The sequence below is a fragment of the Pseudomonas lini genome, from assembly GCF_030812475.1.
Lineage (GTDB): Bacteria > Pseudomonadota > Gammaproteobacteria > Pseudomonadales > Pseudomonadaceae > Aquipseudomonas > Aquipseudomonas lini_A.
Window position 1 is genome coordinate 148,121 of sequence record NZ_JAUSSR010000011.1, and the last position, 22,497, is coordinate 170,617.

A 22,497-nucleotide genomic window follows, 5' to 3' on the forward strand; every position below is an offset into this window, starting at 1 on the left:
GCTACCCAATAACTTGAGCCAGAACAGAAGCCTGGGCTCGGAAGTTAATGTGTTTTGTTAAGAGTAAGATTTTTTTGGTATTACAGAAGTGCTTCTGCTGACGATTGTGAAAGGAGGGAAATTGCCATCACAGCACCCCTGCTCAATGAGTAAAGCAGAGGTTGGAAAAAAGGTGGAGAGTCGATCTGTAAGCCGGGTTCTGTCTTGAACAGTCATTCGTCTACGATGGCCATCACTGGACATCTTTAGCAACCTACCCGGTCCCAGCGCGGGCCACGCCTTGGGACCCTATTTGGTCTTGCTCCAAGTGGGGTTTACCTAGCCACGAACTGTTGCCAGTCGTGCGGTGCGCTCTTACCGCACCTTTTCACCCTTACCGGCGCCGAAGCGCTTAGGCGGTTATTTTCTGTGGCACTTTCCGTAGGCTCACGCCTCCCAGGCATTACCTGGCACTTCGCCCTATGGAGCCCGGACTTTCCTCCCCCCCCTAATTTTCATAGAGGGCAGCGACTGTCCGATCGACTCTCCGCCGCGAAGGTTAACGGTAGAGCGGCCGAAGAACAAGCGCTAAACGCCTCGGGCCTTGCCTTTGCGTCGGGTTTTACTCGCCCTTCTGTTTATCCAGCGCGACCTGGTAGAGCACATTCTTGCGCTCGCCGGTAATTTGCGCCGCCAACGCGGCGGCACGCTTGAGCGGCATTTCTTCGAGCAACAGATTGAGGATACGCATCGCTTCACTGCTCACGGCATCCTCGGTGTCGGGCGCCGACCAGCCCGCCACCAATACGACGCACTCGCCGCGCTGCTGATTGCTGTCCGACTCGACGAACTCGCGAAGCCCGGCCAACGGCAAGCCCTTGAGCGTTTCGAACGTTTTGGTCAGTTCCCGCGCCAGCAACGCCGGACGTTCCGGCCCGAAGACCAGCTCCATGTCTTGCAGGCATTCAAGGATGCGGTGCGGGGCCTCATAGAAAATCAGCGTGCGCGGTTCTTCCTTGACCAATTCCAGACGGGCACGGCGACCCACGGCCTTGGCCGGGAGAAAACCTTCGAAAATGAAACGATCCGATGGCAGGCCAGCGGCCGACAACGCAGCAATCAATGCGCAGGCACCCGGCACCGGCACCACATTGATGCCCGCGGCACGGGCCTGTCGCACCAGGTGATAACCCGGATCGGAAATCAGCGGCGTCCCGGCATCGGAGATCAGCGCCACATCGTCACCGGCCAGCAGCCGGGTAATAAAGCGGCTACCTTCATCCCGTTCGTTGTGTTCATGGCAGGCCGCCAGCGGCGTGGGAATGCCGAAATGCTGCATCAACCGCTGTGAGTGGCGGGTGTCTTCGGCGGCAATCAGGGCCACCTCGCGCAGGATCTTCAGTGCACGCGCACTGATGTCGTCCAGGTTGCCGATGGGCGTCGCCACCACATAAAGCGAGCCGGCAGCGGAATTCAAAACACCTGGAGCAGTCAAAGCGGACACCTCATGATCGGTAAAAGCCGCCATTGTAGCGCGTAGAGACGATCGCGATACGCGCAAGCCATCCTCGGTTTTGCTGCCTTTTAAGCCGTACTGCAACATTTGCATGAGCTAAATTGATCGATTCACACCAGTATCATCGCGCCCCGGCCAGTGCTTGGGTACAATTCCACGCTAATTTGATCGAGTATCAGGAACACTACATGATCGCTTGCCTGCGGCTGTTCACTGCCCTCTGCCTCGCTGCCTTGCTGGCGGCTTGCGCCAGCTCGCCCTCCTCCAGCCTTGGCGAACTTCCACGGACCCCTGATGCCAGTATCGAGCAACTGCTCCAACAGGCCGCTCAAAGCAAAGACCCGGAAAAAGCCGCCTTGCTGCGCCTGAATGCGGCAGACCTGGCCTATCGCCAGGGGAATGCCGGCCAGTCCGCGCAAATCCTGCAACAAGTGCCGGTCGAGCAACTCAAGCCTGGCCCGCAGGTTTTCGCCAGCACCCTGGCGGCCGAACTGGCCCTGGCCCGCAACCAGCCGAAAGCGGCGTTGACGGCGCTGAGCCATCCGAGCCTGCAACACTTGGCTCAACTGCCTGTGGAGCAGCAGGTCCGCACCGGCACCGTGCATGCCCGCGCCCTTGAAGCCGATGGCCAGACCCTGGCCGCCGCACGGGCGCGCATCTTCATCGCGCCGATGCTGGAAGGTGAAGCGGCCGGCAAGAACCACGAGGCGATCTGGACCTTGATCGCCTCGCTGCCGACCGATCAATTGCAGCCGACCTCCACCGATGACCTCGGCGGCTGGATGAGCCTGGCCCTGGCGGTGAAATCCGCCGGCACCCTGGAACAGCAGCAAGCGGCGATCGATAACTGGCGCGCCCAGAACCCCAAGCACCCTGCTGCCATTCAACTGCCGTTGCCGCTGAGCAAACTCAAGGAACTGGCTAGCCAGCCCCTGGGCAAGATCGCCCTGCTGCTGCCGCAGGAGGGCCCGCTGGGCTCGGTCGGCAAAGCGTTGCGCGAAGGGTTCATGGCCGCTCACTACCAGGCGCAACAGGCCGGTCAGCAACCGCCCGCCATCGAGTTCTATGACAGTTCGCGCCTGACGTCCCTGGACGACTTCTATCGCAAGGCCCAGGCCGATGGCGTGCAGCTGGTGGTCGGGCCGCTGGAGAAACCGCTGGTCAAGCAGCTCAGCACTCGCCCGCAATTGCCGATCACCACCCTGGCGTTGAACTACAGCGAAGGCGAACAAGGTCCGGGGCAGCTGTTCCAGTTCGGCCTGGCTGCCGAAGACGAAGCCCGGGAAGTATCCCGTCGCGCTCGCGCCGATGGCCTGCATCGCGCCGCCATCATGGTGCCGAAAGGCGAATGGGGCGATCGTGTCATGAGGGCTTTCAGTCAGGACTGGCAGGCCAACGGCGGCAGCATCGTCGCGACCGAACGCGTCGACCAGCCCGTGCAGCTGGCCCAGCAGATTGCCGACATGTTCCAGCTGCGCCAGAGCGAAGGTCGCGCCAAGACCCTGCAGAGCACCGTTGGCGGACAGGTCGCCGCCCAGCCTTCGCGTCGCCAGGACATCGAGTTCATCTTCCTCGCGGCAACACCTCAGCAAGCCCAGCAGATCAAGCCGACCCTGAACTTCCAATACGCGGGTGACGTGCCGGTCTATGCCACCTCCCACGTGTTCAGCGCCAGCGGCGACCAGAACCAGTACAACGACATGAATGGCGTGCGCTTTTGCGAAACGCCCTGGTTGCTGGACGCCAATGATCCACTGCGCCGCCAGGTCACCGCGCAATGGCCACAAGCCGGCGGCAGCCTGGGTCGCCTGTATGCGATGGGCGTCGACGCCTATCGCCTGGCGCCACGCCTGGGGCAACTCAAGGCCTTGCCGGACAGCCGAATCGAAGGTCAGTCGGGCAGCCTGGGCATGACACAAAACCAACGGGTGGTGCGCCAGTTGCCATGGGCCCAGTTCGTCAATGGTCAGGTTCAACGCCTGCCGGACACCCCACGCTGATGCCTGACAGGTCACGCCAGCAAAGCGGAAAAGATGCCGAGCGCCACGCGCTCGAGCACCTTCAGCAACAGGGTCTGCGCCTGCTGGCGCAGAACTGGTTGTGTAAACGCGGCGAGCTTGATCTGGTCATGCTTGATGGCGATACAGTAGTATTCGTTGAAGTCCGCTACAGAAAAAACACCCAATGGGGTGGCGCACTCGATAGCATCGATGGGCGAAAACGGCAGAAACTGATTTTCGCCGCGCAGTATTTTCTTCAGCGCGAGTCGCGTTGGGCCAATTCCCCTTGCCGCTTCGACGTGGTTGCCATCGACAGCAACCTCGCTCAGTTGAACTGGCTGCGGAATGCCTTCGACAGCTGATCGCTCGTGCCGCGAACCGGACACTTTTACCCAACACTTTTGCTCTTTGCTTTGCGGGCTGCACATTCATGTGCCAAGTAGCCGCGCTAATTAAGGTCACACAGATGGACATGCAATCGCGAATTCGCCAGCTTTTTCAGGCCAGTATCGACACCAAGCAACAGGCGATGGAAGTACTTGCACCGCACATCGAGCAAGCCAGCCAGGTCATGGTCAACGCCCTGCTCAACGAGGGCAAAATGCTCTCCTGCGGCAACGGCGGTTCCGCCGGCGATGCCCAGCACTTCTCTTCGGAGCTGCTCAACCGCTTCGAACGTGAACGCCCGAGCCTGCCGGCCATCGCGCTGACCACCGACAGCTCGACGATCACCTCGATCGCCAATGACTACAGCTATAACGAAATTTTCTCTAAACAGATCCGCGCCCTCGGTCAGCCGGGCGATGTTTTGCTGGCGATTTCCACCAGCGGCAACTCGGCGAACATAATTCAAGCGATCCAGGCCGCACATGATCGCGAAATGATTGTCGTAGCATTGACGGGTCGTGACGGCGGCGGCATGGCGTCGCTGCTTTTGCCCGAGGACGTCGAAATTCGCGTACCGGCCAACGTCACTGCACGTATTCAGGAAGTCCACCTGCTGACGATCCATTGCCTTTGCGACTTGATCGACAGCCAACTGTTCGGGAGTGAAGAATGACCCCTAATCGCCTAGGCCTACTGGCCTTGACCCTGTGCCTCGGCATCAGCGGCTGCACCTCGGTGGTTAACGCCAGCCGTGAAGCACCGATCGATGACGACCGCGGCACCCGCACCTTCGGCAGCAAGATCGACGACTCCCTGATCGAAACCAAGGCCGGCGTGAATATCGCCAAGGCCGACCCTGCCCTGGACAACGAATCACATATCGTCATCACCAGCTTCAACGGCGTCGTGCTGCTCGCGGGCCAAACGCCGCGTGCAGACCTCAAGGCCAAGGCCGAGCAGGTTGCATCCGCGGTCCAGCGCGTGAAGAAAGTGCATAACGAATTGCAGGTACTGGCCCCCTCCTCGCTGCTGGCGCGCCAGAACGACACCTGGTTGACGACCAAGATCAAGAGCCAGATGCTCACCGATGCCTCCATTCCCGGTTCGCGCATCAAGGTCGTGACCGAAAACGGCATCGTCTACCTGCTGGGCTTGCTGACCAAACAGGAAGCCGCCCAGGCAACCAGCCTGGTGCAGGGCGTTTCCGGGGTGCAGAAGATCGTGAAGTTGTTCGAATACATTGACTGACACCGCTTTATGTAGGAGCGAGCTTGCTCGCGATGAACCTGAGAGCAGCGCGTTTATTCAGGAAGGACGCGTTATCGTTAACGTCCTTCGCGAGCAAGCTCGCTCCTACAAGTAATAAAAAAGGCGATCCTTTCGGATCGCCTTTTTTATTACTTCACCACCTTCAAACTCGGTCGACCGCTTGGACGCGGCGGCTCGCTGTCGGGTGGCGGAATATCATCATCCGGCTCGATCTCTTCCTCGCCATCCAGGGGCGATTCCAGGTCGAACACCATGCCCTGGCCATTCTCCCGGGCGTAAATTCCCAGGATCGATGCGATAGGCACGTACAGCGTATGCGGCACGCCACCGAAGCGCCCTTCGAAGCTGACTGCCTCGTTATCCATGTGCAAATGACGCACGGCCGCCGGCGATACATTCAGGACAATCTGTCCGTCACTGGCAAAACCCTGCGGCACCTGCACCGACGGATACTCGGAGTTGACCAGCATGTGTGGGGTGCAATCGTTGTCCACAATCCACTCATAGAGCGCACGGACCAGATAAGGTCGACTGGAGTTCATAGCGGCTCCTTAAGCCTTAGCGCATATCGCGTTCGACACCAGACAGACTCGCCTGGAATGCCTCACGCGCAAACGAGCGCTCCATGTAATCAAGCAGCGGCTTGGCAGGCCGCGGCAGTTCAATGCCCAGAATCGGCAATCGCCAGAGTATTGGCAATAGGCAGCAATCCACCAGACTTTGTTCCTCGCTGAGGAAAAACGGCTTGTCGGCGAACAACGGCGACACACCGGTCAGGCTTTCGCGCAGCTCTTTACGAGCCACGACACGGGCCGCTTCCTTGGACCGGGAATCCAGGATCAGATCCACCAGACCACACCAGTCACGCTGAATGCGATGAATCAGCAGACGGCTGTTGGCACGCGCCACTGGATAAACCGGCAATAACGGCGGATGTGGGTAACGCTCATCCAGATATTCCATCACCACGGTCGACTCCCACAACGCCAGGTCACGATCGACCAGGGTCGGCAGGCTGCCGTAAGGGTTCACTTCAATCAGTTTAGGCGGCTGGCGACCAGCCTCCACGTAAATGATCTCGGCGCTGACACCCTTCTCTGCAAGTACGATACGCACTCGGTGGGAATAGTGGTCGGCGGGGTCGGAGTAACAGGCCAACCGATTGGTCACGCCCATGGCGGTCCTCCTCGCTTGTTGAAATTATCGGAAGCGGAAAAACGAGCGCGCCCAGAGGGCGCCTCCCGTAACGCCTGGATCACCAGGCTCGTTACACCTTCAGAGACGCCCTTGGGCGCGCGCGATTAACAGCAATTGCTTGAAGCTTGATCAGTGCACGTCTTTCCAGTACTCACGCTTGAGCAAATAGGCGAATACGAAGAAGAACGCCAGGTACAGCAATACATACGTACCGATGCGCTGATGTTGCAGCTTAACCGGGTTAGCCGAGTAAGCGAGGAAGGTTACCAGATTCTTGACCTTCTCATCGAACTGCTCTTCGGTCAGGGCCCCGCTTTTCGGCACGATGGTCAGCTGATCGCACGCTTCATGAGTCAGCGGCGTACCGGTCAGCGGATCATATTGCTTCTTGCCGTCTTCGACGACCTGGATCTGTTTGCAACCGACAACCTGACGACCTTGCAGGCCGACCAGGACGTTAGGCATCCCGACGTTCGGGAACACCTTGTTGTTCACGCCCCAGGGACGCGACGGGTCTTCATAGAACGATCTCAGGTAACCGTAGAGCCAGTCGGTGCCACGGACACGAGCCACCAGGGTCAGGTCTGGTGGCGCGGCACCGAACCAGGTCTTGGCGTCAGCCGGCTGCATGCCGATGCTCATGTGGTCGCCGATCTTGGCACCCGTGAACACCAGGTTCGAGAGCATCAAGTCATGCGGAATGGCCAGGTCATCGGCAACACGCTCGTAACGCTGGAACTTGGCGCTGTGACAACCCATGCAGTAGTTGGCGAACGTACGCGCGCCATCCTGCAGGGCGGCCTTGTCGGAAACGTCGATGTCGACCTTCTCCAGCTCTGGACCACCGTGTTCAGCGGCGAAGGACAGTACAGGCATGGCAGCAAGAATCAGTACAGCAAGTAGCTTTTTCATCAGCCAGTCACCCTTTCCGGAACCGGTTTGGTCTTCTCGAGCCTGGTGTAGAACGGCATAAGAATGAAGTAGGCGAAGTACAGGAAGGTACAGACCTGCGACAGCAACGTACGCCCTGGCGTCGGAGCCAGAACACCCAGGATGCCGAGGATCACGAACGAAACGCAGAACACCACCAGCCAGATCTTGCTCAGCCAGCCTTTGTAGCGCATCGACTTGACCGGACTGCGGTCCAGCCATGGCAGGACGAACAGCACTGCAATGGCCGCCCCCATGGCGATTACGCCAAGAAGCTTGTCCGGAACCGCCCGCAGAATCGCGTAGAACGGCGTGAAGTACCAGACCGGAGCAATGTGCTCTGGGGTCTTGAAGGCGTTCGCCACTTCAAAGTTCGGCTTCTCGAGGAAGTAGCCGCCCATTTCCGGGAAGAAGAACACGATCGAACAGAAGATGAACAGGAACACCACCACGCCGACGATATCTTTCACGGTGTAGTACGGATGGAAGGCAATGCCGTCCAGCGGTACGCCGTTTTCGTCCTTGTGCTTCTTGATGTCCACCCCGTCCGGGTTGTTCGAACCGACCTCGTGCAGCGCCAGAACGTGCAGCACCACCAGACCGAGAATCACGATCGGCAGAGCCACGACATGCAAGGCGAAGAAGCGGTTCAGGGTAATACCGGAAATCAGGTAGTCACCACGGATCCATTGGGTCAGGTCGTTACCGATGACCGGGATCGCACCGAACAGCGAGATGATCACCTGGGCACCCCAGTAGGACATCTGACCCCACGGCAGCAGGTAACCCATGAAGGCCTCAGCCATCAGCGCCAGGTAGATCAGCATGCCGAAGACCCACACCAGCTCGCGCGGCTTCTGATACGAACCGTAGAGCAAGCCACGGAACATGTGCAGATAGACCACGATGAAGAACATCGAAGCGCCGACCGCGTGCAGCAGGCGCAGGATCGAGCCGTACTCGACGTCGCGCATGATGTATTCGACGGACGCAAAGGCTTCTTCCGCCGACGGGGTGTAGCTCATGGTCAGCCAGACACCGGTGACGATCTGGTTGACCAGGACGAGCAGCGCCAGGGAGCCAAAGAAATAGAAGAAGTTGAAGTTCTTCGGGGCGTAGTACTTGCTGAGATGGTCTTCCCACATTTTGGTCGCGGGAAAGCGCGCATCAACCCAATCCATGAACTTGCTCATCACGCTTTCTCCGTATCGACGCCAACGACAATGATGTCATCGGTCTCATAGGAATGCGGGGGAACTGGCAGGTTCAAAGGCGCGGGTTGCGACTTGTATACGCGGCCAGCCAGGTCGTAGTGGGAACCGTGGCAAGGGCAGAAATAACCCCCCACCCAATCCTTGCCCAGATCCGCAGGTGCCACTTCCGGACGGAAAGTCGGCGAGCAACCCAGGTGCGTGCAGATTCCGATCAGCAGCAGAACCTCTGGCTTGATCGAACGCGTTTCCGGGTCGACGTAGGTCGGTTGTGTCGAGTTCTTGGAGGTCGGGTCAGATAGCTGGCCCTCGATCTTTTTCAGATTCCCCAGGATTTCCTCGGTACGGCGGACGATGAACACCGGCTGACCACGCCACTCAGCAATCATCTGCTGGCCTGGCTCGATTTTGCTGACATTCACCTTCACCGGTGCACCTGCGGCTTTCGCCTTGGCACTGGGAAACCATGACCCCACGAACGGGACCGCAGCCCCCACCGCTCCTGCAGCACCCACCACGGACGTGGCTGCTACCAAGAAGCGACGCCGGCCTGCATTCACGCCGTCATTGCTCATTCAGTCCTCTCCCATCAGCTTTGTGGCCTGTTAAATCAGGCATCTACTAAGTAAAACTATGTACTTATAAAAATTTTGCCGAATGGTAATGAAAAGCCCCAATCCTGACAAGGTAATTACCGCGAGGCTTCACTGCCAAGCCTTGCAGTATAGGGCTTCTGCAGATGTGGCAAGTTGTCACAGAACAATTTCCTGATAAATCGCGGCCATAAAAAAACGCCCGGCTCCGTAAGGAACCAGGCGTTCTTTTTGAACGTGAAACGAATTAACGCTTCGAGTACTGCGGACGCTTACGCGCTTTACGCAGACCGACTTTCTTACGTTCAACTTCACGTGCATCACGGGTTACGAAGCCGGCTTTGCGCAGAGCACCGCGCAGAGTTTCGTCGTAGTCCATCAGAGCGCGAGTGATACCGTGGCGGATTGCGCCAGCCTGACCACTTACACCACCGCCGATCACGGTGACGTAGATGTCGAATTTCTCGACAGTCTCAGTCAATTCCAGCGGCTGACGAACTACCATGCGGGCAGTTTCGCGGCCGAAGAAATTATCCAGCGAACGGTTGTTGATGGAGATGTTACCAGTGCCCGGACGCAGGAAAACGCGTGCGGTTGCGGTTTTGCGACGGCCAGTGCCGTAATTTTGAGTCGCCGACATAATGAACTATTCCGTTAAAACTTCAGTTCTTGGGGCTGCTGAGCAGTATGAGGGTGTACAGCGCCCGCATAGACTTTCAGCTTACGATACATGTCGCGACCCAGCGGGTTCTTAGGCAGCATGCCTTTGACCGCGGTCTCGATCACGCGCTCAGGGGCTTTAGCGATCAGCTTTTCAAAGTTGATCGACTTGATGCCGCCCGGGAAACCGGAGTGGGAGTAGTAGATTTTGTCGGTGGTTTTAGCACCGGTCACACGAATCTGCTCGGCGTTGATAACGACGATGTAATCGCCGGTGTCAACGTGAGGAGTGTACTCAGCTTTATGCTTGCCACGCAGACGGCTCGCGATTTCGGTGGCCAGACGACCCAGGGTCTGACCTGCAGCGTCGACGACAAACCAGTCGCGCTGTACTGTTTCCGGTTTAGCAGTAAAAGTTTTCATTCTTTATAGCCTCAGGGGCCGCCCTGTAAATTAGACGGCGGATCTTACTGAATAGTGCGTACTTTGACAAGTCAAAGGCAGCCGGATACAGACGCTTTCGGGGGCTCGGGTCGGCGCGTCCGTTCAACGGCAAGATTCTTCGGCGGCGGCGCATCACTTCCACTGCAGAAAGAGGTGCGCAATTATGCAGATTGCGAAAAATAATTCAACCTGCTTTTATGATTCTTTTGCCCAAGGAGCACCCGATGGACTATCGCCAGCTAGGCCGAACCAATCTGAACGTGAGTGCAATCTGCCTCGGCACCATGACCTGGGGCGAGCAAAACAGCGAAGCTGAAGCCTTCGCCCAGATTGAACGGGCCAAAGGCGCCGGGATCAATTTCATCGACACCGCCGAGATGTACCCGGTGCCGCCCAAGGCCGAAACCTACGCCACCACCGAACGCTACATCGGCAATTACTTCAAGAGCCGCGGCGATCGCGCGGACTGGATCCTCGCCAGCAAGATCGCCGGCCCCGGCAATACCATCGACTATATCCGCGACAAAAACCTGCGGCACAACCGCCAGCACATCACCGAAGCCGTCGATGGCAGCCTCAAGCGCCTGCAGACGGACTATATCGACCTGTATCAGTTGCACTGGCCGGAGCGCAGCACCAACTTCTTCGGCCAGCTGGGTTACAAGCACCAGACCGAAGCCAACCTCACGCCGCTGGAAGACACCCTGGAAGCCCTGGACGAACAGGTCAGGGCCGGCAAGATCCGCCACATCGGCCTGTCCAATGAAACGCCTTGGGGCACCATGCGTTTCCTTGCCCTGGCCGAAGCCCGTGGCTGGCCGCGAGCGGTGTCGATCCAGAACCCCTACAACCTGCTCAACCGCAGCTTCGAGATCGGCCTGGCGGAAATTGCCATCCGCGAACAGTGCGGGTTGCTGGCCTATTCACCGCTGGCGTTCGGTTTTCTGTCGGGCAAGTACGAAGGTGGCGCACGTCCGCCCAAAGGCCGCCTGAGCCTCTACAGCCGCTTCAGCCGCTATTTCAATCCGCAATCGGAAGCGGCGTGCAGCCGGTATGTGGCACTGGCCCGTGAACACGGGCTGGACCCGGCGCAAATGGCGTTGGCATTCGTGACGCAGCAACCGTTCGTGACCAGCAACATCATTGGGGCGACGACGCTGGAGCAGCTCGACAGCAATATCGCCAGCTTCGAGCTGAAACTTTCCGATGAAGTGCTGGCGGGAATCGAGGCGATTCACAAGGATCACCCGAATCCTGCACCATAACCACCACCTGTAGGAGCGAGCTTGCTCGCGAAAAACCTGAGGGCGCCACGGGGTGTCAGGCTTCCAGCGTTATCGTTGACGACCTTCGCGAGCAAGCTCGCTCCTACAAGGGTTCTGTGTCGATCACAAATGTGTGAATCTACGCCAATCAACTGTGGGAGCGGGCTTGCTCGCGAAGGCGATCTCGAATTCACCACCATCAAAGCGACCGCGCAATAATCTCCTTCATGATCTCATTCGTCCCGGCATAAATCCGCTGCACCCGCGCATCCGCCCACGCCCGGGCGATCGGGTATTCCCACATGAACCCGTAACCGCCATGCAACTGCACGCACTCGTCGAGCACCTTGCATTGCAGGTCGGTGCCCCAGTACTTGGCCATCGCCGCCGTCGGCACGTCGAGCTTGCCTTGCAGGTGCAGTTCCAGGCATTTATCGACGAACACCCGGCCTATCTGGATCTCGGTGGCCATCTCCGCCAGCTTGAAACGCGTGTTCTGGAAGTCGGCGATCGCCTTGCCGAATGCCTTGCGCTCACGGGTATAGTCCAACGTCCATTGCAGCGCAGCCTCAGCCGAGGCCAATCCGCCGATGGCAACGGTAAGCCGTTCCTGTGGCAGCTCCTGCATCAGGTAGGCAAAACCCATCCCCGCTTGCCCCAGCAGGTTTTCCTTGGGCACCCGCACGTCCTGGAAAAACAGTTCCGAGGTGTCCTGAGCCTTCATGCCGACTTTTTCCAGGCGCTTGCCCTTGTCGAAACCCGGTGTATTCGCCTCGACCAGAAACAGGCTGGTGCCCTTCGCGCCGGCCTTCGGATCGGTCTTGGCCACAACAATCACCAGGTCCGCCAGATAGCCATTGGTGATAAAGGTTTTCGAGCCGTTGATCACATAGTCATCGCCGTCCAGCACCGCGGTGGTCTTTACCCCTTGCAGATCGGAGCCGGCACCCGGTTCGGTCATGGCAATGGCGGTGACCATTTCGCCGGACACCAGTTTCGGCAGGTATTTATGCTTCAGCGCTTCACTGCCGTAATGCAGGATATAGGGCGCAACAATGTCCGAATGAAGAGAAAAACCGATCCCGGTCAGGCCCAGGCGCCCCACCTCTTCGATCACCACCGCGCTGTACAGAAAGTCCGCCCCCAGCCCGCCATATTCTTCCGGCAGATGCGAACACAGCATCCCCGCCTCCCCCGCCTTGTTCCAGAGTTTACGGTCGATGTAGCCTTGTTTTTCCCATTGCCCATGAAACGGCACGGCCTCTTTTTCGAGGAAGGTCCGCACGCTGTCGCGAAACAGTTCGTGCTCGGGACTGAACAAGGTTCTGGGGATCATGCGGCACCTGTCGTTATTGGTGGAAGGAGTGGTCCTTCAGAGACTAAGCCTCGGCAGCGAGACAGGACACTGGACACATCCGACAAAAAATAAGACGATCCAGCCGTCTGGTGACCACTTTCCCCTATAAGAATAAAGTTGAATTATGTCTAACCGAGCCTCCACGCCTTTACGGCGCGTCAGCATCCTGGCTATCGACCGGGTGTTCGCTTCCACCCTCATGCAAGCCAAGGATTTCTTCCACCTGGCCAGCCTGCGCTATGGCAAACAACTGGGCCACGGCCTGACGCCGGCGTTCGAAACGCGGCTGGTCAGTCCCGACGGCAAACCGGTGAACAGCTTCAGCGACGTGATCATGCCGGTGGACGGCGGCCTGGAAAATGCCGACGTCATCATCCTTCCAGCGTTCTGGGACGATTTCGAAACCCTGTGCCAACGTTATCCACAGGTCCTGCCGTGGCTGCGCCAGCAACATGCCCGGGGCGCGGTACTGTGTGGCGAGGCCACCGGCGTCTTCTGGCTCGCCGAAGCCGGCTTGCTCGATGGCAAGGAAGCGACCACCTACTGGCGGTTTTTCAACGCCTTTGCCGAGCGCTTCCCGCAGGTGCAGCTCAATCAGGACAAGCACCTGACCGACGCCGACAATCTGTATTGCGCCGGTGGCACCACCTCGGCCTGCGATCTCTACATTTACCTGATCGAGCGCTTTTGTGGCGCCAATGTGGCCCAGGCCGTGGCCCGCGACATTCTCTATGAAGTGCAGCGCAGCTACGCGCCGGGACGCATCGGTTTCGGCGGGCAGAAACTGCACCAGGACGTGATCATCCTGCAGATCCAGCACTGGCTCGAAGATCACTTCGCCGACAAATTCCGCTTCGAAGACGTCGCCCGCGAACACGGCATGAGCATCCGCAACTTCATGCGCCGCTTCCAGACCGCCACCGGCGACAAACCGCTGCACTACCTGCAACGCCTGCGCATCGAAACCGCCAAGGGCCTGCTGTCCGGCAGCCGCAAGAGCATCAAGACCATCAGTTATGAGGTGGGCTACGACGATGCAAGTTTCTTCGCACGGCTGTTCCGCCAGCACACGGAGTTGTCGCCGAACCAGTATCGGCAGCAGTTTCAGCAAGCGGCGTAAACTATCGAACCCTGTAGGAGCTGGCTTGCCAGCGAAGGCGGCATATCAGTCGACATCAATGCCAGATGTCAGTCCGCATTCGCGAGCAGGCTCGCTCACATTGGATCTCTGCCATATTCGGGATTTTTGTACGCCCCTGTGGTGTACCAAAAAGAAACGACGACAGCGAATAAATCTATTCCAGCCAGATCCGTCCCCCTTCGCCACCATCTTAGGATGCGTACTACAACCGAAAAGGAAAGGGCCGACTTTCGTGCATTTGTATCTTCAACGCCTAATAAAAGCGCGATTAAAAGGTTGAAGAACAATAAAAACGAGGTCACCCGTATGAGCGAGTCAACAAGTCCTGTTCGTGTAGCAGTCGTGCAATTCGATCCACAAGTCGGCATGAAAAACCGGGAAGGAAATCAGTGCCGCTGCCTGGAATTGGCGCTGGAGGCCGTCAACGGTGGTGCAAATCTCATCGTGCTACCCGAGCTTTCCAGTACAGGCTATTTCTTCACCAGCCGGCAGGACGCTTTCGACCATTCCGAAGCGGTTCCCGGCGGGCCGTGCGTGCAAAGCTGGGTGGACTTCGCTGGCAAACACAAGGTTTACCTGGTTGCGGGGCTGACCGAACGCGACGGTATGCGACTCTTCAATACCGCTGTTCTGGTAGGTCCGGACGGCTTTATCGGGAAGTACCGCAAGGTCCATTTATGGAACCTTGAAAAGCTGTGGTTCACGCCAGGCGACCTGGGCTTCCCGGTGTTTGATACGCCCATCGGCCGCATCGGGTTGTTGATCTGCTGGGACATCTGGTTCCCGGAGGTACCGCGGATTCTCAGTCAACAAGGCGCGGACATCATTTGCAGCCTGAACAACTGGGTGTGGACACCTGCGCCACTGTTCGATGACGCCGGCAAATGCATGGCTTCATACCTGACGATGACGGCCGCTCACGTCAACAATGTGTTTATTGCAGCCGCCAGCCGGATCGGCGAAGAACGAGGTGCCCGGTACCTGGGTTGCTCGTTGATTGCCGGCACCAATGGTTGGCCGATTGGCGAAGTGGCATCGGCAGACAAACAAGAAATCCTGTTTGCCGATATTGACCTGACCAGCGCCCGCAGTGCCCCCATCTGGAACAGCCTGAACGATCTGCATCGTGACCGACGCACCGATCTGTACGATCAGATGCTCGGTTACATCCAACACCCTGCCCTCCCACGCTGAATGGGGAGGCCCAACCATGGAACCCACCACCGATACCCATCGGCTGAATCCGCTCGCCAGCAAGAAGCTTGATACTTCGATTATCCTGCTGGTGATCGGCACCGGACTGCTGATTACCTGGCTTTCATTCACCAACCGCTCATCATGGTCTGCCCATTGGCCCGACTATAACCACATGGTGTCGAACCTCCCCGATCCGAGTGCCTGGTTGCGCTGGATATTGGGAGACATCAGCGAGGTTGCATTCTACAAACACGAGTTCGCTTCGATCGGGCTGCTGGCTGGAGCTTACCTGGCCTACTGGGCCAATCGAAGGGGAAAAGTATGGCAAGGCTTTGCCATTTCCTATGGCAGCGGATTATGGCCGTGGTTAGTCACCAGTTCGCTGCTTGGATTGCTGCTGAGCAATCTGTTGTGGGGCTGGACGGTCACGGCCAACAGCTGGCAACCCACATTTGCAGCGTTTGTTTCGTTACCGGCAGCGATGGTGCTGATGTTTGGCGGCGGCTGGAAGGTGACGATCAATGGCGCAATCATGGGCGCCGTGCTCGTCACTCCGATGTGTTTGCTCATCGTCAACTACATCTGTAACCCACTGGGCTTACCCGTAGTGATCGGCAATGTCTCCGGGATGGCGGTTGCCAGCGTCCTGGCGTTTCTACTGTGCCGTTTCGTGCCCAACCTGGTGAAGCCCGCCCCGACCACCCAGCCCAGGAAATCACCCGCGCCTGAAGTTGAACCAGCCCAGAGTAAAACCACCGACTACGGAATCATCTGGAGCCTGCGCCGGGTATTGGCGGATTTTTCGGAAGCGCCGTTCTTCGGTAATGAGCTGGCCAGCATCGGTCTGTTGCTGGGTGTACTGCTGGCCTATTCCTTGAATCCCATGAGTCCCGCTTACGGCTCAGGCTTGCTGCCGCAACTCATCGGGGCGCAGGCGCTGACGTCCGCCTTGGGCGTGGTGATATGGCGTCGCCAATGGAGGCGGCTCGGCTGGTATCCCACCTACGTTCCGCTGGTGTCGGTTGTACCCGCGGCGGTTCTGACCTATGGCGGCAGTTGGCAAGTCATAACGTCGAGCGCCCTGTTGGGCGCCCTGATCGCCCCACCATTGGCATGCGCCCTTGCCAAACGGGTGCCGGGCGATATGCACCCTTACATCGCTAATGTTCTCTCCATGGCTATCAGCACCCTGCTGATCATTCCGATCATCGGACTGCTGATAGCCGACTGAAACCCTGCCATCAGGCTGGACTTACGAGTCCGGCCTGCTTTCGTCATCAACAAGCGAGGTAAATCATGGATCTGCCCAAACTGGCCATCGCGGCACTAGGCGGCACTAGGCGGCACTGTGAGCATGCAAGCCAGCCATGTCGGCGCAGGCGTTGTCCCGGCAGTCAGCGGCGAAACCCGGTGGGTCCCACGGTCCGTACTGGTCAGAGTCGGAATCGGGCTTTTAGTCCCGCCCCCCCTCAAGTCCAAACATACAAGCGAGCTCGCTCGCGACGACGACGGCACATCCAGCAACGATGTGACTGACACACCGCTATCGCGAGCAAGCTCGCTCCCACAGGGTATGCGGTGTGTCAGAAGTTTGAACACAAAAAAAAGGCCTGCATTTGCAGGCCATTTTTTTTTACGAATCGTCCTAGGGCTTGTGTGCCCGGGACAGGAATTCGTGAGACTGCATTTCCAGCAGGCGGCTGAGGGTACGCTGGAACTCGAAGTTCAGGCGACCGCCGGTGTAGAGGTCTTTGAGCTCGACTTCGGCAGAAATGATCAACTTCACGTTACGGTCGTAGAACTCGTCGACCATGTTGATGAAGCGTCGGGCGATGTCGTCGGTGGTGACGCTCATCTGCTCGACATTGCTGAGCAACACCGCGTGGAAGATTTTACCCAGTTCGATGTAATCGTTCTGGCTACGCGGGCCGTCGCAGAGTTCGCGGAAGTCGAACCAGGCCACGTCGTCGCAGGTGCGCACGGCGCGGATTTCACGGTTCTCGATCACCAGCACGTCGTTCTCGACCGCTGCCGTGCATTCCGGCGTCAAGGCCCGGAAGCTCTTGCGCAGGCTTTCCTGGGCCGCTTCATCCAGCGGAAAGTGGAACAGTTCCGCTTGCTCGAGGTGGCGCAGGCGGTAATCGACGCCGCTGTCGACGTTGACGATGTCGGTGTTTTGCTTGATCAACGCAATGGCCGGCAGGAAACGCGCACGCTGCAAGCCATCCTTGTACAGGCCGTCCGGCACGATGTTCGACGTCGCGACCAGGGTCACGCCGTTCTTGAACAGCTCTTCCATCAGCGTGCCGAGGATCATCGCGTCGGTGATGTCGGAGACGAAGAACTCGTCGAAACAAATCACTCGCGACTCGTCGGAAAAACGCCTGGCGATGATGGTCAGCGGGTTTTTTTCTCCGCCCAGGGTCTTCATCTCTTCATGCACGCGCTTCATGAAGCGGTGGAAGTGAGTGCGGGTCTTTTCCTTGAACGGCAACGCTTCGAAGAAGGTGTCGACCAGGTAAGTCTTGCCGCGACCGACGCCGCCCCAAAAGTACAGGCCTTTGACCGGTGCCTGATCTTTCTTGCCAAACAGTTTGCCGAGCAGACCCGGTTTGTTGTTCGACGCAGCGACCAGGTCGTCGTAAAGGCGCTGCAAATGGCGCACGGCAGTTTCCTGCGCGGCGTCATGGAAGAATTCCGGGCGTTTCAGATCAGCTTGATATCGTTCTAGGGGCGTCATAATTCGTTAGCAAGGTAACAAAAACGGGCCGTCACTGTAGCGACGGCCCGGGGGAATGGCAATCAACCCTTGGTCGGGCAGAGCCGTTGATTATTCCTGAACGGGTGTCAGCGCAACCCGCAAGGCGTCGATGGCGACGTCGCGAGCGGTGTTGTCGGCAAATGTCGGGCTGTCGGCCACGCACTCGCCTTCCAGCCAGACGCTGAAGCTGCGGTCTTCACTGCGTACGTCCAACGGCTGACCCGCTTGCAACTGCTTGGTCACCTGACCCGCGGTTTTGCCGTCGGCGAAGTTGCGCGACAGCAGCAATTGCTCGCCATCGGCCGCCAGCAGACGGAAACGGAAACTGCTGTCTTCTTCGCGAAAACTGACGAAACGCGCGGCTTTCGCGGCTTTCTTCTTGGTGGTCGCTGCGACTTGGGTCTGGGCGACGAAAGAGCGCAGGCCAACCGCTTCACGCAGCTCATGGAGGAACGGCGTCGCGACCGAACGGGCCTTTTTCGCACCGATCTGCAGGATGTCTTCCAGATCCGCCGGCCGTTCGATCAGCTGGTGATAACGCTCGCGGGACTCACCCAGTTCGCTGTCCAGCAGCTGGAACAGGCGATTCTTCGCCTCGCCCCAGCCCAGGCCCTGCAACAGTTCGCTGCGGAATTCGGCGGACTGCGCCGGGGTGGCGAAGGCCTGGAACAAGGTGAACAGGTGCGAATTATCCGGATCTTTCGCTTCACCCGGCGCGCGGGAGTCGGTGACGATACGCGAGATCGCGTCCTTCATGTCCTTGGCGCTGCTGAACAACGGGATGGTGTTGTCGTAGCTCTTCGACATCTTGCGACCGTCGAGGCCAGGCAGCGTGGCGACGCTTTCTTCGATCAGCGCCTCGGGCATGGTGAAGTATTCTTTGCCCTGGCCAAACAGGTGGTTGAAGCGCTGGCCGATGTCCCGGGCCATTTCCACGTGCTGGATCTGGTCACGACCGACCGGCACCTTGTGCGCGTTGAACATCAGAATGTCCGCCGCCATCAACACGGGGTAGCTGTACAGGCCCATGGTGATGCCGGCATCCGGGTCTTCGCCGGTCTCGACGTTCTTGTCCACCGAGGCCTTGTAGGCATGGGCGCGGTTAAGCAGGCCCTTGGCGGCGACGCAGGTCAGCAGCCAGGTCAGCTCGGGAATTTCCGGGATGTCGGACTGGCGATAGAAGGTCACGCGGTCCACGTCCAGGCCACCGGCCAGCCAGGTCGCGGCGATTTCCAGGCGCGAGCGCTGGATGCGCAGCGGGTCATCGCATTTGATCAGGGCGTGGTAGTCGGCCAGGAAGTAGAACGAATCGGCATTGCTGTCGCGGCTGGCCAGGATCGCCGGGCGGATGGCGCCGGCATAGTTGCCCAGGTGCGGCGTGCCGGTGGTGGTGATGCCGGTGAGGATACGGGTACGAGTCGTCATGGGTAATCGCTTGTCAGACTGCAATCAATTCGAAAGACGCGGCAGGATCAGATCCTTGAGATCGGTCAGCTTGCCATGAAAAAAGTGTCCGCATTCTGCCACTTTCAGTAGCTCATGGGGGCGCTCGAGTTGTCCGGACCAGTCGTAGACCAGCTGCGGATCGATGACTTCGTCGGTTTCCGGCTGGATCAGGGTCAGTGCGCACTGCTGTGGCAGTTGATCCTGATCGCCCAGGCGCATGACTGCCGGCGCCACCATGAACAGATGCTTGAGCTGCGCGCCCTGGGCTTCCAGGCGACCGCCGAGACTTGCCGCAACAAATCCGCCGAAGGAGAATCCAAACAGCGTCAAGGGTAAATCAGGATGTTTCGCCCGCAACCATGCAGCGACCGCCTGGGCATCATCGACTTCCCCGGTGCCCATGTCGTGCGAGCCCTGACTGGCACCGACGCCGCGGTAATTGAAACGCAAGGTAATCAAACCGGCATCGCGGGCAGTGCGCTGCAGAGTCGACACCACTTTGTTGAGCATGGTGCCGCCCTGCACCGGGTTCGGGTGGCAAATCAGCGCCAGGCCGCGGGGCGGGTCATTATCCAGGCTATTGTTTTCCAGAAGCAGGGCTTCCAATTGACCGACCGGGCCATCAATCACTACAGGGGTTTCGCGCATAAGCAAGGAAGGAACTCCGTGACCTCGAATCGGGTCGACTCGTCTAGCAAATTGTCTGTGCCAGTCTATTGCGAGTGAATCGCGGTATACAGCGCAGGTTCGAGCCGTTAACGTAAAGCAAAGCCGTTTATAGAGGAAGGACTCGTGGAACACTCGCTCTTAGTTTGGTTGTTGCCGACTCTTGCCCTGGTTGTGGGTGTCGCCATTGGATTCCTGATCGCTCGCCTGGTGCCGAATGCCGCGCCTAACCGCACGCAACGTCAGCTGGATGACGTTCAGGAACGTTTCGACAGTTATCAGAACGAAGTGGTCACCCACTTCAACAGCACTGCGACACTGGTCAAGAAGCTGACTGCGAGCTATCAGGAAGTGCAGGACCATCTCGCCGAGGGTGCCAATCGCCTGGCCCTGGACGAGCAGACCCGCCAACGCTTGCTGGCCGCCCTGCACGCCGATGCGTCGCAGGCTCCACGGGAACGCCTGACGCCACCGCGCAATCAGGAGCCGCCTCGCGACTACGCACCGAAAGCCCCGAATGCGCCGGGTATGCTGGATGAGCATTATGGCCTGAAGAAGTAATCAGGTTTCGCGCAGCGCAAAAAGCCCTCGGATAAGTGATTGTCCGAGGGCTTTTTTATTTCAGATGGTATTGGGTTGCCCGATAGGCCCCTTTCGCCGGCAAGCCGGTCTCGCTCCCACAGGGTTTGGTTCTGGACCAATATTTGTGCTGGCTGTCAGGGGTTCTTCGCTGGCAAGCCAGCTCCTACAGGTTTTAAGTCGATTACGAAATAGTGGTCATCCACGAGCCCTGTGGGAGCGGGCTTGCCCGCGAAGAGGGAGTGTCAGTCGACATGGTGGTGTCTGACACATCCCATTCATGAGCAAGCCCGCTCCCACAGTTGTTTATGCAGGTATTACGGGTATTGCTGAACAGTGCCTTGCTGCTGGGCGCCATACTGCTGACCCGGAATCGCCTTCAGGTTGACCTCGACCCGACGGTTCTGCGCCCGGCCATTGACGTCGGCGTTGCTGGCAACGGGGTTGTCCGGACCGGCGCCACGGGCGCTCAGGTTGGTACCGCTGACACCCTGGGACGTCAGGTAAGTCGCCACGCTCTGGGCGCGACGCTGGGACAGGTCCATGTTGTGCTGGCGGCTGCCGGTGCTGTCGGTGTAGCCGACGATCTCGATCTGGTTCTGATTGAACTCCTTGAGCGAACCGGCCAGGTTGTTCAGCGGCTGATAGAAGCTCGAGGCGATATTCGCCGAATCGGTGGCGAAGGTGATGTTCCCCGGCATGATCAGCTTGATCTGATCGCCCTGACGCTGCACTTCAACCCCGGTGTTGGCCATGCTGGCCCGCAGTTTTTTCTCTTGTTGGTCGGCGTAGTAACCGTAACCGGCAGCGGAAGCACCCACCACGGCTGCGCCAATCAGCGCGCCCTTGCCACGGTTGTTGTGGTCGATGGCAGCACCGGCCAACGCACCGGCCAGCGCGCCGAGCCCGCCGTATTTGGCGGTTTTGCTCATGCCCGTGGAACCACTGTCGGCCTGGCCCTGAGCTTGACCCTGATTGTCGTAAGGGTTAGGCGAGGCGCAGCCAGACAGCAAGGCCACAGCCGTAGCGACAATAATCAAACGCTGCTTGGTGAACATGTATAGCTCCTGATTTTATGCATTCTGTGGTGCAACGGACCAAGGCGTCAGCCTTTGCGGGCGTTGGATCGTTTTTATGGGCAAAAATTCCACCCGGACTGTGCACAAATGCACATCAAGCGCGCACAAACGGGTTCTCGCGCATCTCATCCCCCAGGCGCGTGTCAGGACCATGCCCCGTCACCACCGTCGCTTCTTCATCGAGTGTATACAAGCGCTGCTTGATCGAACGCACGATGGTTGCCTGATCGCCACCCCACAAATCCGTACGCCCGACCCCGCGTCGAAACAAGGTGTCACCGGCAATCAGCAATTTAGCCTCGGCAAACCAGAAGCTCATGGACCCTGGCGTATGCCCCGGCGTGTGCAACGCCACGCCGCAGCCGCAGGCCAGTTCTTCATCGTCGGCCAACCAGCGATCAGGCGACGGCACCGGCGTATACGGCACCCTGAACATCTGGCATTGCATCTCCAGGTTGTCCCAGAGGAATTGATCTTCCTTGTGCAAATGCAGGGTCGCGCCGGTTTTCTCCTTCAACTGACCGGAGGCCAGGAAGTGATCCAGGTGCGCGTGGGTGTGGATGATGCTGACCACCTTCAGGCCCAGGGCATCGAGGCGTGCCAGGATCAATTCATGATTGCCCCCCGGATCGACCACGATGGCTTTTTTCGTGATCGGATCGCCGATGATCGTGCAGTTGCACTGCAACGGGCCGACGGGGAAGGTTTCGCGGATCAGGGTTGGTTGCTGGGACATCGGGCCTGCTCGGTAAACGGAATGGGGTGATCTTTACATAAATTGGCCATCAAGCCATTTACACCAACGGGAATCGTCAAAATA

General features: G+C 58.7%; 23 protein-coding genes and 1 other RNA gene. 9 read left to right on the plus strand and 15 right to left on the minus strand.

Annotated elements, in window-relative coordinates:
- Window positions 1-172: 172 nt before the first annotated feature.
- An RNA gene (rnpB, locus tag J2W17_RS21515) (RNase P RNA component class A) lies at window positions 173-526 on the minus strand.
- Window positions 527-601: 75 nt separating this feature from the next.
- Window positions 602-1,507, minus strand: coding sequence for a 16S rRNA (cytidine(1402)-2'-O)-methyltransferase (gene rsmI / locus J2W17_RS21520; RefSeq protein WP_307338947.1), 906 nt, complete (start codon window positions 1,505-1,507; stop codon window positions 602-604).
- Between the two features lie 176 nt (window positions 1,508-1,683).
- Between rsmI and J2W17_RS21525 the strand changes: the two genes are divergently transcribed.
- The 4 genes from J2W17_RS21525 (at window position 1,684) to J2W17_RS21540 (ending at window position 5,130) form a co-directional block, all read left to right on the plus strand.
- A complete protein-coding gene (locus J2W17_RS21525; RefSeq protein WP_307338950.1) occupies window positions 1,684-3,495 on the plus strand; it encodes a penicillin-binding protein activator in 1,812 nt (603 codons plus the stop codon).
- Window positions 3,495-3,857 carry a YraN family protein gene (locus J2W17_RS21530; RefSeq protein ID WP_307338953.1) on the plus strand — a complete coding sequence of 121 codons (363 nt, stop codon included), beginning with the start codon at window positions 3,495-3,497 and terminating at the stop codon, window positions 3,855-3,857. Before J2W17_RS21525 ends, J2W17_RS21530 begins: the two co-directional genes overlap by 1 nt.
- 104 nt (window positions 3,858-3,961) lie before the next feature.
- Window positions 3,962-4,555 carry a phosphoheptose isomerase gene (locus J2W17_RS21535; RefSeq protein ID WP_307338955.1) on the plus strand — a complete coding sequence of 198 codons (594 nt, stop codon included), beginning with the start codon at window positions 3,962-3,964 and terminating at the stop codon, window positions 4,553-4,555.
- Complete coding sequence (locus J2W17_RS21540) at window positions 4,552-5,130, plus strand: BON domain-containing protein (protein WP_307338958.1); 579 nt, start codon at window positions 4,552-4,554, stop codon at window positions 5,128-5,130. The genes J2W17_RS21535 and J2W17_RS21540 overlap by 4 nt, the downstream gene beginning before the upstream one ends.
- A 149-nt stretch (window positions 5,131-5,279) precedes the next feature.
- On the opposite strand, the gene J2W17_RS21545 is transcribed toward J2W17_RS21540, so the two are convergent.
- The 7 genes from J2W17_RS21545 to rplM all read right to left on the minus strand — a co-directional run bounded on the left by J2W17_RS21545 (window position 5,280) and on the right by rplM (window position 10,165).
- On the minus strand, window positions 5,280-5,693 hold the full coding sequence (locus J2W17_RS21545) for a ClpXP protease specificity-enhancing factor (protein WP_307338960.1): 414 nt from the start codon (window positions 5,691-5,693) through the stop codon (window positions 5,280-5,282).
- A 16-nt stretch (window positions 5,694-5,709) separates the two neighbouring features.
- A complete protein-coding gene (locus J2W17_RS21550) occupies window positions 5,710-6,327 on the minus strand; it encodes a glutathione S-transferase N-terminal domain-containing protein (protein WP_008155978.1) in 618 nt (205 codons plus the stop codon).
- A 150-nt stretch (window positions 6,328-6,477) separates the two neighbouring features.
- Complete coding sequence (locus J2W17_RS21555) at window positions 6,478-7,260, minus strand: cytochrome c1 (protein WP_307338966.1); 783 nt, start codon at window positions 7,258-7,260, stop codon at window positions 6,478-6,480.
- A complete protein-coding gene (locus tag J2W17_RS21560; RefSeq protein ID WP_138964339.1) occupies window positions 7,260-8,471 on the minus strand; it encodes a cytochrome b in 1,212 nt (403 codons plus the stop codon). The genes J2W17_RS21555 and J2W17_RS21560 overlap by 1 nt, the downstream gene beginning before the upstream one ends.
- Window positions 8,471-9,064, minus strand: coding sequence for a ubiquinol-cytochrome c reductase iron-sulfur subunit (gene petA, locus J2W17_RS21565; protein ID WP_008060255.1), 594 nt, complete (start codon window positions 9,062-9,064; stop codon window positions 8,471-8,473). Before petA ends, J2W17_RS21560 begins: the two co-directional genes overlap by 1 nt.
- 265 nt (window positions 9,065-9,329) lie before the next feature.
- Window positions 9,330-9,722, minus strand: coding sequence for a 30S ribosomal protein S9 (rpsI, locus tag J2W17_RS21570; RefSeq protein WP_003205364.1), 393 nt, complete (start codon window positions 9,720-9,722; stop codon window positions 9,330-9,332).
- Window positions 9,723-9,736: 14 nt separating this feature from the next.
- Window positions 9,737-10,165 carry a 50S ribosomal protein L13 gene (gene rplM / locus J2W17_RS21575; protein WP_007905295.1) on the minus strand — a complete coding sequence of 143 codons (429 nt, stop codon included), beginning with the start codon at window positions 10,163-10,165 and terminating at the stop codon, window positions 9,737-9,739.
- 245 nt (window positions 10,166-10,410) lie between these two features.
- Here rplM and J2W17_RS21580 point away from each other — a divergent pair, with 245 nt between their 5' ends.
- Entirely contained in the window at window positions 10,411-11,451 is a 1,041-nt protein-coding gene (locus tag J2W17_RS21580) for an NADP(H)-dependent aldo-keto reductase (protein ID WP_307338975.1), read from the plus strand.
- A gap of 199 nt (window positions 11,452-11,650) precedes the next feature.
- Here the strand turns inward: J2W17_RS21580 and J2W17_RS21585 are convergent, their stop codons facing one another.
- Window positions 11,651-12,787: an acyl-CoA dehydrogenase family protein gene (locus tag J2W17_RS21585; RefSeq protein WP_307338977.1), complete on the minus strand. Its 1,137-nt coding sequence runs from the start codon at window positions 12,785-12,787 to the stop codon at window positions 11,651-11,653.
- Window positions 12,788-13,031: 244 nt separating this feature from the next.
- On the opposite strand from J2W17_RS21585, the gene J2W17_RS21590 reads away from it, so the two are divergent.
- The 3 genes from J2W17_RS21590 to J2W17_RS21600 all read left to right on the plus strand — a co-directional run bounded on the left by J2W17_RS21590 (window position 13,032) and on the right by J2W17_RS21600 (window position 16,377).
- The gene (locus tag J2W17_RS21590) at window positions 13,032-13,928 is read left to right on the plus strand and encodes a GlxA family transcriptional regulator (protein ID WP_307339291.1); all 897 of its coding nucleotides are present in this window, start codon (window positions 13,032-13,034) and stop codon (window positions 13,926-13,928) included.
- Between the two features lie 327 nt (window positions 13,929-14,255).
- Window positions 14,256-15,143, plus strand: a complete 888-nt coding sequence (locus J2W17_RS21595) for a nitrilase family protein (protein ID WP_307339294.1) — start codon at window positions 14,256-14,258, stop codon at window positions 15,141-15,143.
- 16 nt (window positions 15,144-15,159) lie between these two features.
- Window positions 15,160-16,377 carry a hypothetical protein gene (locus J2W17_RS21600; RefSeq protein ID WP_307338979.1) on the plus strand — a complete coding sequence of 406 codons (1,218 nt, stop codon included), beginning with the start codon at window positions 15,160-15,162 and terminating at the stop codon, window positions 16,375-16,377.
- A gap of 414 nt (window positions 16,378-16,791) precedes the next feature.
- Here the strand turns inward: J2W17_RS21600 and zapE are convergent, their stop codons facing one another.
- The 3 genes from zapE to J2W17_RS21615 form a co-directional block, all read right to left on the minus strand.
- The gene (gene zapE, locus J2W17_RS21605) at window positions 16,792-17,886 is read right to left on the minus strand and encodes a cell division protein ZapE (RefSeq protein ID WP_307338982.1); all 1,095 of its coding nucleotides are present in this window, start codon (window positions 17,884-17,886) and stop codon (window positions 16,792-16,794) included.
- Window positions 17,887-17,976: 90 nt separating this feature from the next.
- Window positions 17,977-19,332 (minus strand): tryptophan--tRNA ligase, encoded by a 1,356-nt coding sequence (locus J2W17_RS21610; RefSeq protein ID WP_307338985.1) that lies wholly within the window; start codon window positions 19,330-19,332, stop codon window positions 17,977-17,979.
- Between the two features lie 24 nt (window positions 19,333-19,356).
- Entirely contained in the window at window positions 19,357-20,001 is a 645-nt protein-coding gene (locus J2W17_RS21615) for an alpha/beta hydrolase (RefSeq protein ID WP_307338988.1), read from the minus strand.
- 144 nt (window positions 20,002-20,145) lie between these two features.
- Between J2W17_RS21615 and J2W17_RS21620 the strand changes: the two genes are divergently transcribed.
- Window positions 20,146-20,580, plus strand: coding sequence for a YhcB family protein (locus J2W17_RS21620; protein WP_150797344.1), 435 nt, complete (start codon window positions 20,146-20,148; stop codon window positions 20,578-20,580).
- Between the two features lie 335 nt (window positions 20,581-20,915).
- On the opposite strand, the gene J2W17_RS21625 is transcribed toward J2W17_RS21620, so the two are convergent.
- Window positions 20,916-21,656, minus strand: a complete 741-nt coding sequence (locus tag J2W17_RS21625; protein WP_307338994.1) for an OmpA family protein — start codon at window positions 21,654-21,656, stop codon at window positions 20,916-20,918.
- A 115-nt stretch (window positions 21,657-21,771) separates the two neighbouring features.
- On the minus strand, window positions 21,772-22,413 hold the full coding sequence (locus tag J2W17_RS21630; RefSeq protein WP_307338998.1) for an MBL fold metallo-hydrolase: 642 nt from the start codon (window positions 22,411-22,413) through the stop codon (window positions 21,772-21,774).
- Window positions 22,414-22,497: the final 84 nt, after the last annotated feature.

Excerpts from the sequence above, each read along its gene's own strand:
- J2W17_RS21555 (WP_307338966.1), bottom strand. The coding sequence starts at position 7,260 with ATGAAAAAGCTACTTGCTGTACTGATTCTTGCTGCCATGCCTGTACTG.
- J2W17_RS21585 (WP_307338977.1), bottom strand. The coding sequence starts at position 12,787 with ATGATCCCCAGAACCTTGTTCAGTCCCGAGCACGAACTGTTTCGCGAC.
- J2W17_RS21550 (WP_008155978.1), bottom strand. The coding sequence starts at position 6,327 with ATGGGCGTGACCAATCGGTTGGCCTGTTACTCCGACCCCGCCGACCAC.
- rplM (WP_007905295.1), bottom strand. The coding sequence starts at position 10,165 with ATGAAAACTTTTACTGCTAAACCGGAAACAGTACAGCGCGACTGGTTT.
- petA (WP_008060255.1), bottom strand. The coding sequence starts at position 9,064 with ATGAGCAATGACGGCGTGAATGCAGGCCGGCGTCGCTTCTTGGTAGCA.
- J2W17_RS21600 (WP_307338979.1), top strand. The coding sequence starts at position 15,160 with ATGGAACCCACCACCGATACCCATCGGCTGAATCCGCTCGCCAGCAAG.
- J2W17_RS21525 (WP_307338950.1), top strand. The coding sequence starts at position 1,684 with ATGATCGCTTGCCTGCGGCTGTTCACTGCCCTCTGCCTCGCTGCCTTG.
- zapE (WP_307338982.1), bottom strand. The coding sequence starts at position 17,886 with ATGACGCCCCTAGAACGATATCAAGCTGATCTGAAACGCCCGGAATTC.
- rsmI (WP_307338947.1), bottom strand. The coding sequence starts at position 1,507 with ATGGCGGCTTTTACCGATCATGAGGTGTCCGCTTTGACTGCTCCAGGT.
- J2W17_RS21545 (WP_307338960.1), bottom strand. The coding sequence starts at position 5,693 with ATGAACTCCAGTCGACCTTATCTGGTCCGTGCGCTCTATGAGTGGATT.
- rpsI (WP_003205364.1), bottom strand. The coding sequence starts at position 9,722 with ATGTCGGCGACTCAAAATTACGGCACTGGCCGTCGCAAAACCGCAACC.
- J2W17_RS21560 (WP_138964339.1), bottom strand. The coding sequence starts at position 8,471 with ATGAGCAAGTTCATGGATTGGGTTGATGCGCGCTTTCCCGCGACCAAA.
- J2W17_RS21630 (WP_307338998.1), bottom strand. The coding sequence starts at position 22,413 with ATGTCCCAGCAACCAACCCTGATCCGCGAAACCTTCCCCGTCGGCCCG.
- J2W17_RS21595 (WP_307339294.1), top strand. The coding sequence starts at position 14,256 with ATGAGCGAGTCAACAAGTCCTGTTCGTGTAGCAGTCGTGCAATTCGAT.
- J2W17_RS21540 (WP_307338958.1), top strand. The coding sequence starts at position 4,552 with ATGACCCCTAATCGCCTAGGCCTACTGGCCTTGACCCTGTGCCTCGGC.
- J2W17_RS21625 (WP_307338994.1), bottom strand. The coding sequence starts at position 21,656 with ATGTTCACCAAGCAGCGTTTGATTATTGTCGCTACGGCTGTGGCCTTG.
- J2W17_RS21580 (WP_307338975.1), top strand. The coding sequence starts at position 10,411 with ATGGACTATCGCCAGCTAGGCCGAACCAATCTGAACGTGAGTGCAATC.
- J2W17_RS21610 (WP_307338985.1), bottom strand. The coding sequence starts at position 19,332 with ATGACGACTCGTACCCGTATCCTCACCGGCATCACCACCACCGGCACG.
- J2W17_RS21530 (WP_307338953.1), top strand. The coding sequence starts at position 3,495 with ATGCCTGACAGGTCACGCCAGCAAAGCGGAAAAGATGCCGAGCGCCAC.
- J2W17_RS21535 (WP_307338955.1), top strand. The coding sequence starts at position 3,962 with ATGGACATGCAATCGCGAATTCGCCAGCTTTTTCAGGCCAGTATCGAC.
- J2W17_RS21615 (WP_307338988.1), bottom strand. The coding sequence starts at position 20,001 with ATGCGCGAAACCCCTGTAGTGATTGATGGCCCGGTCGGTCAATTGGAA.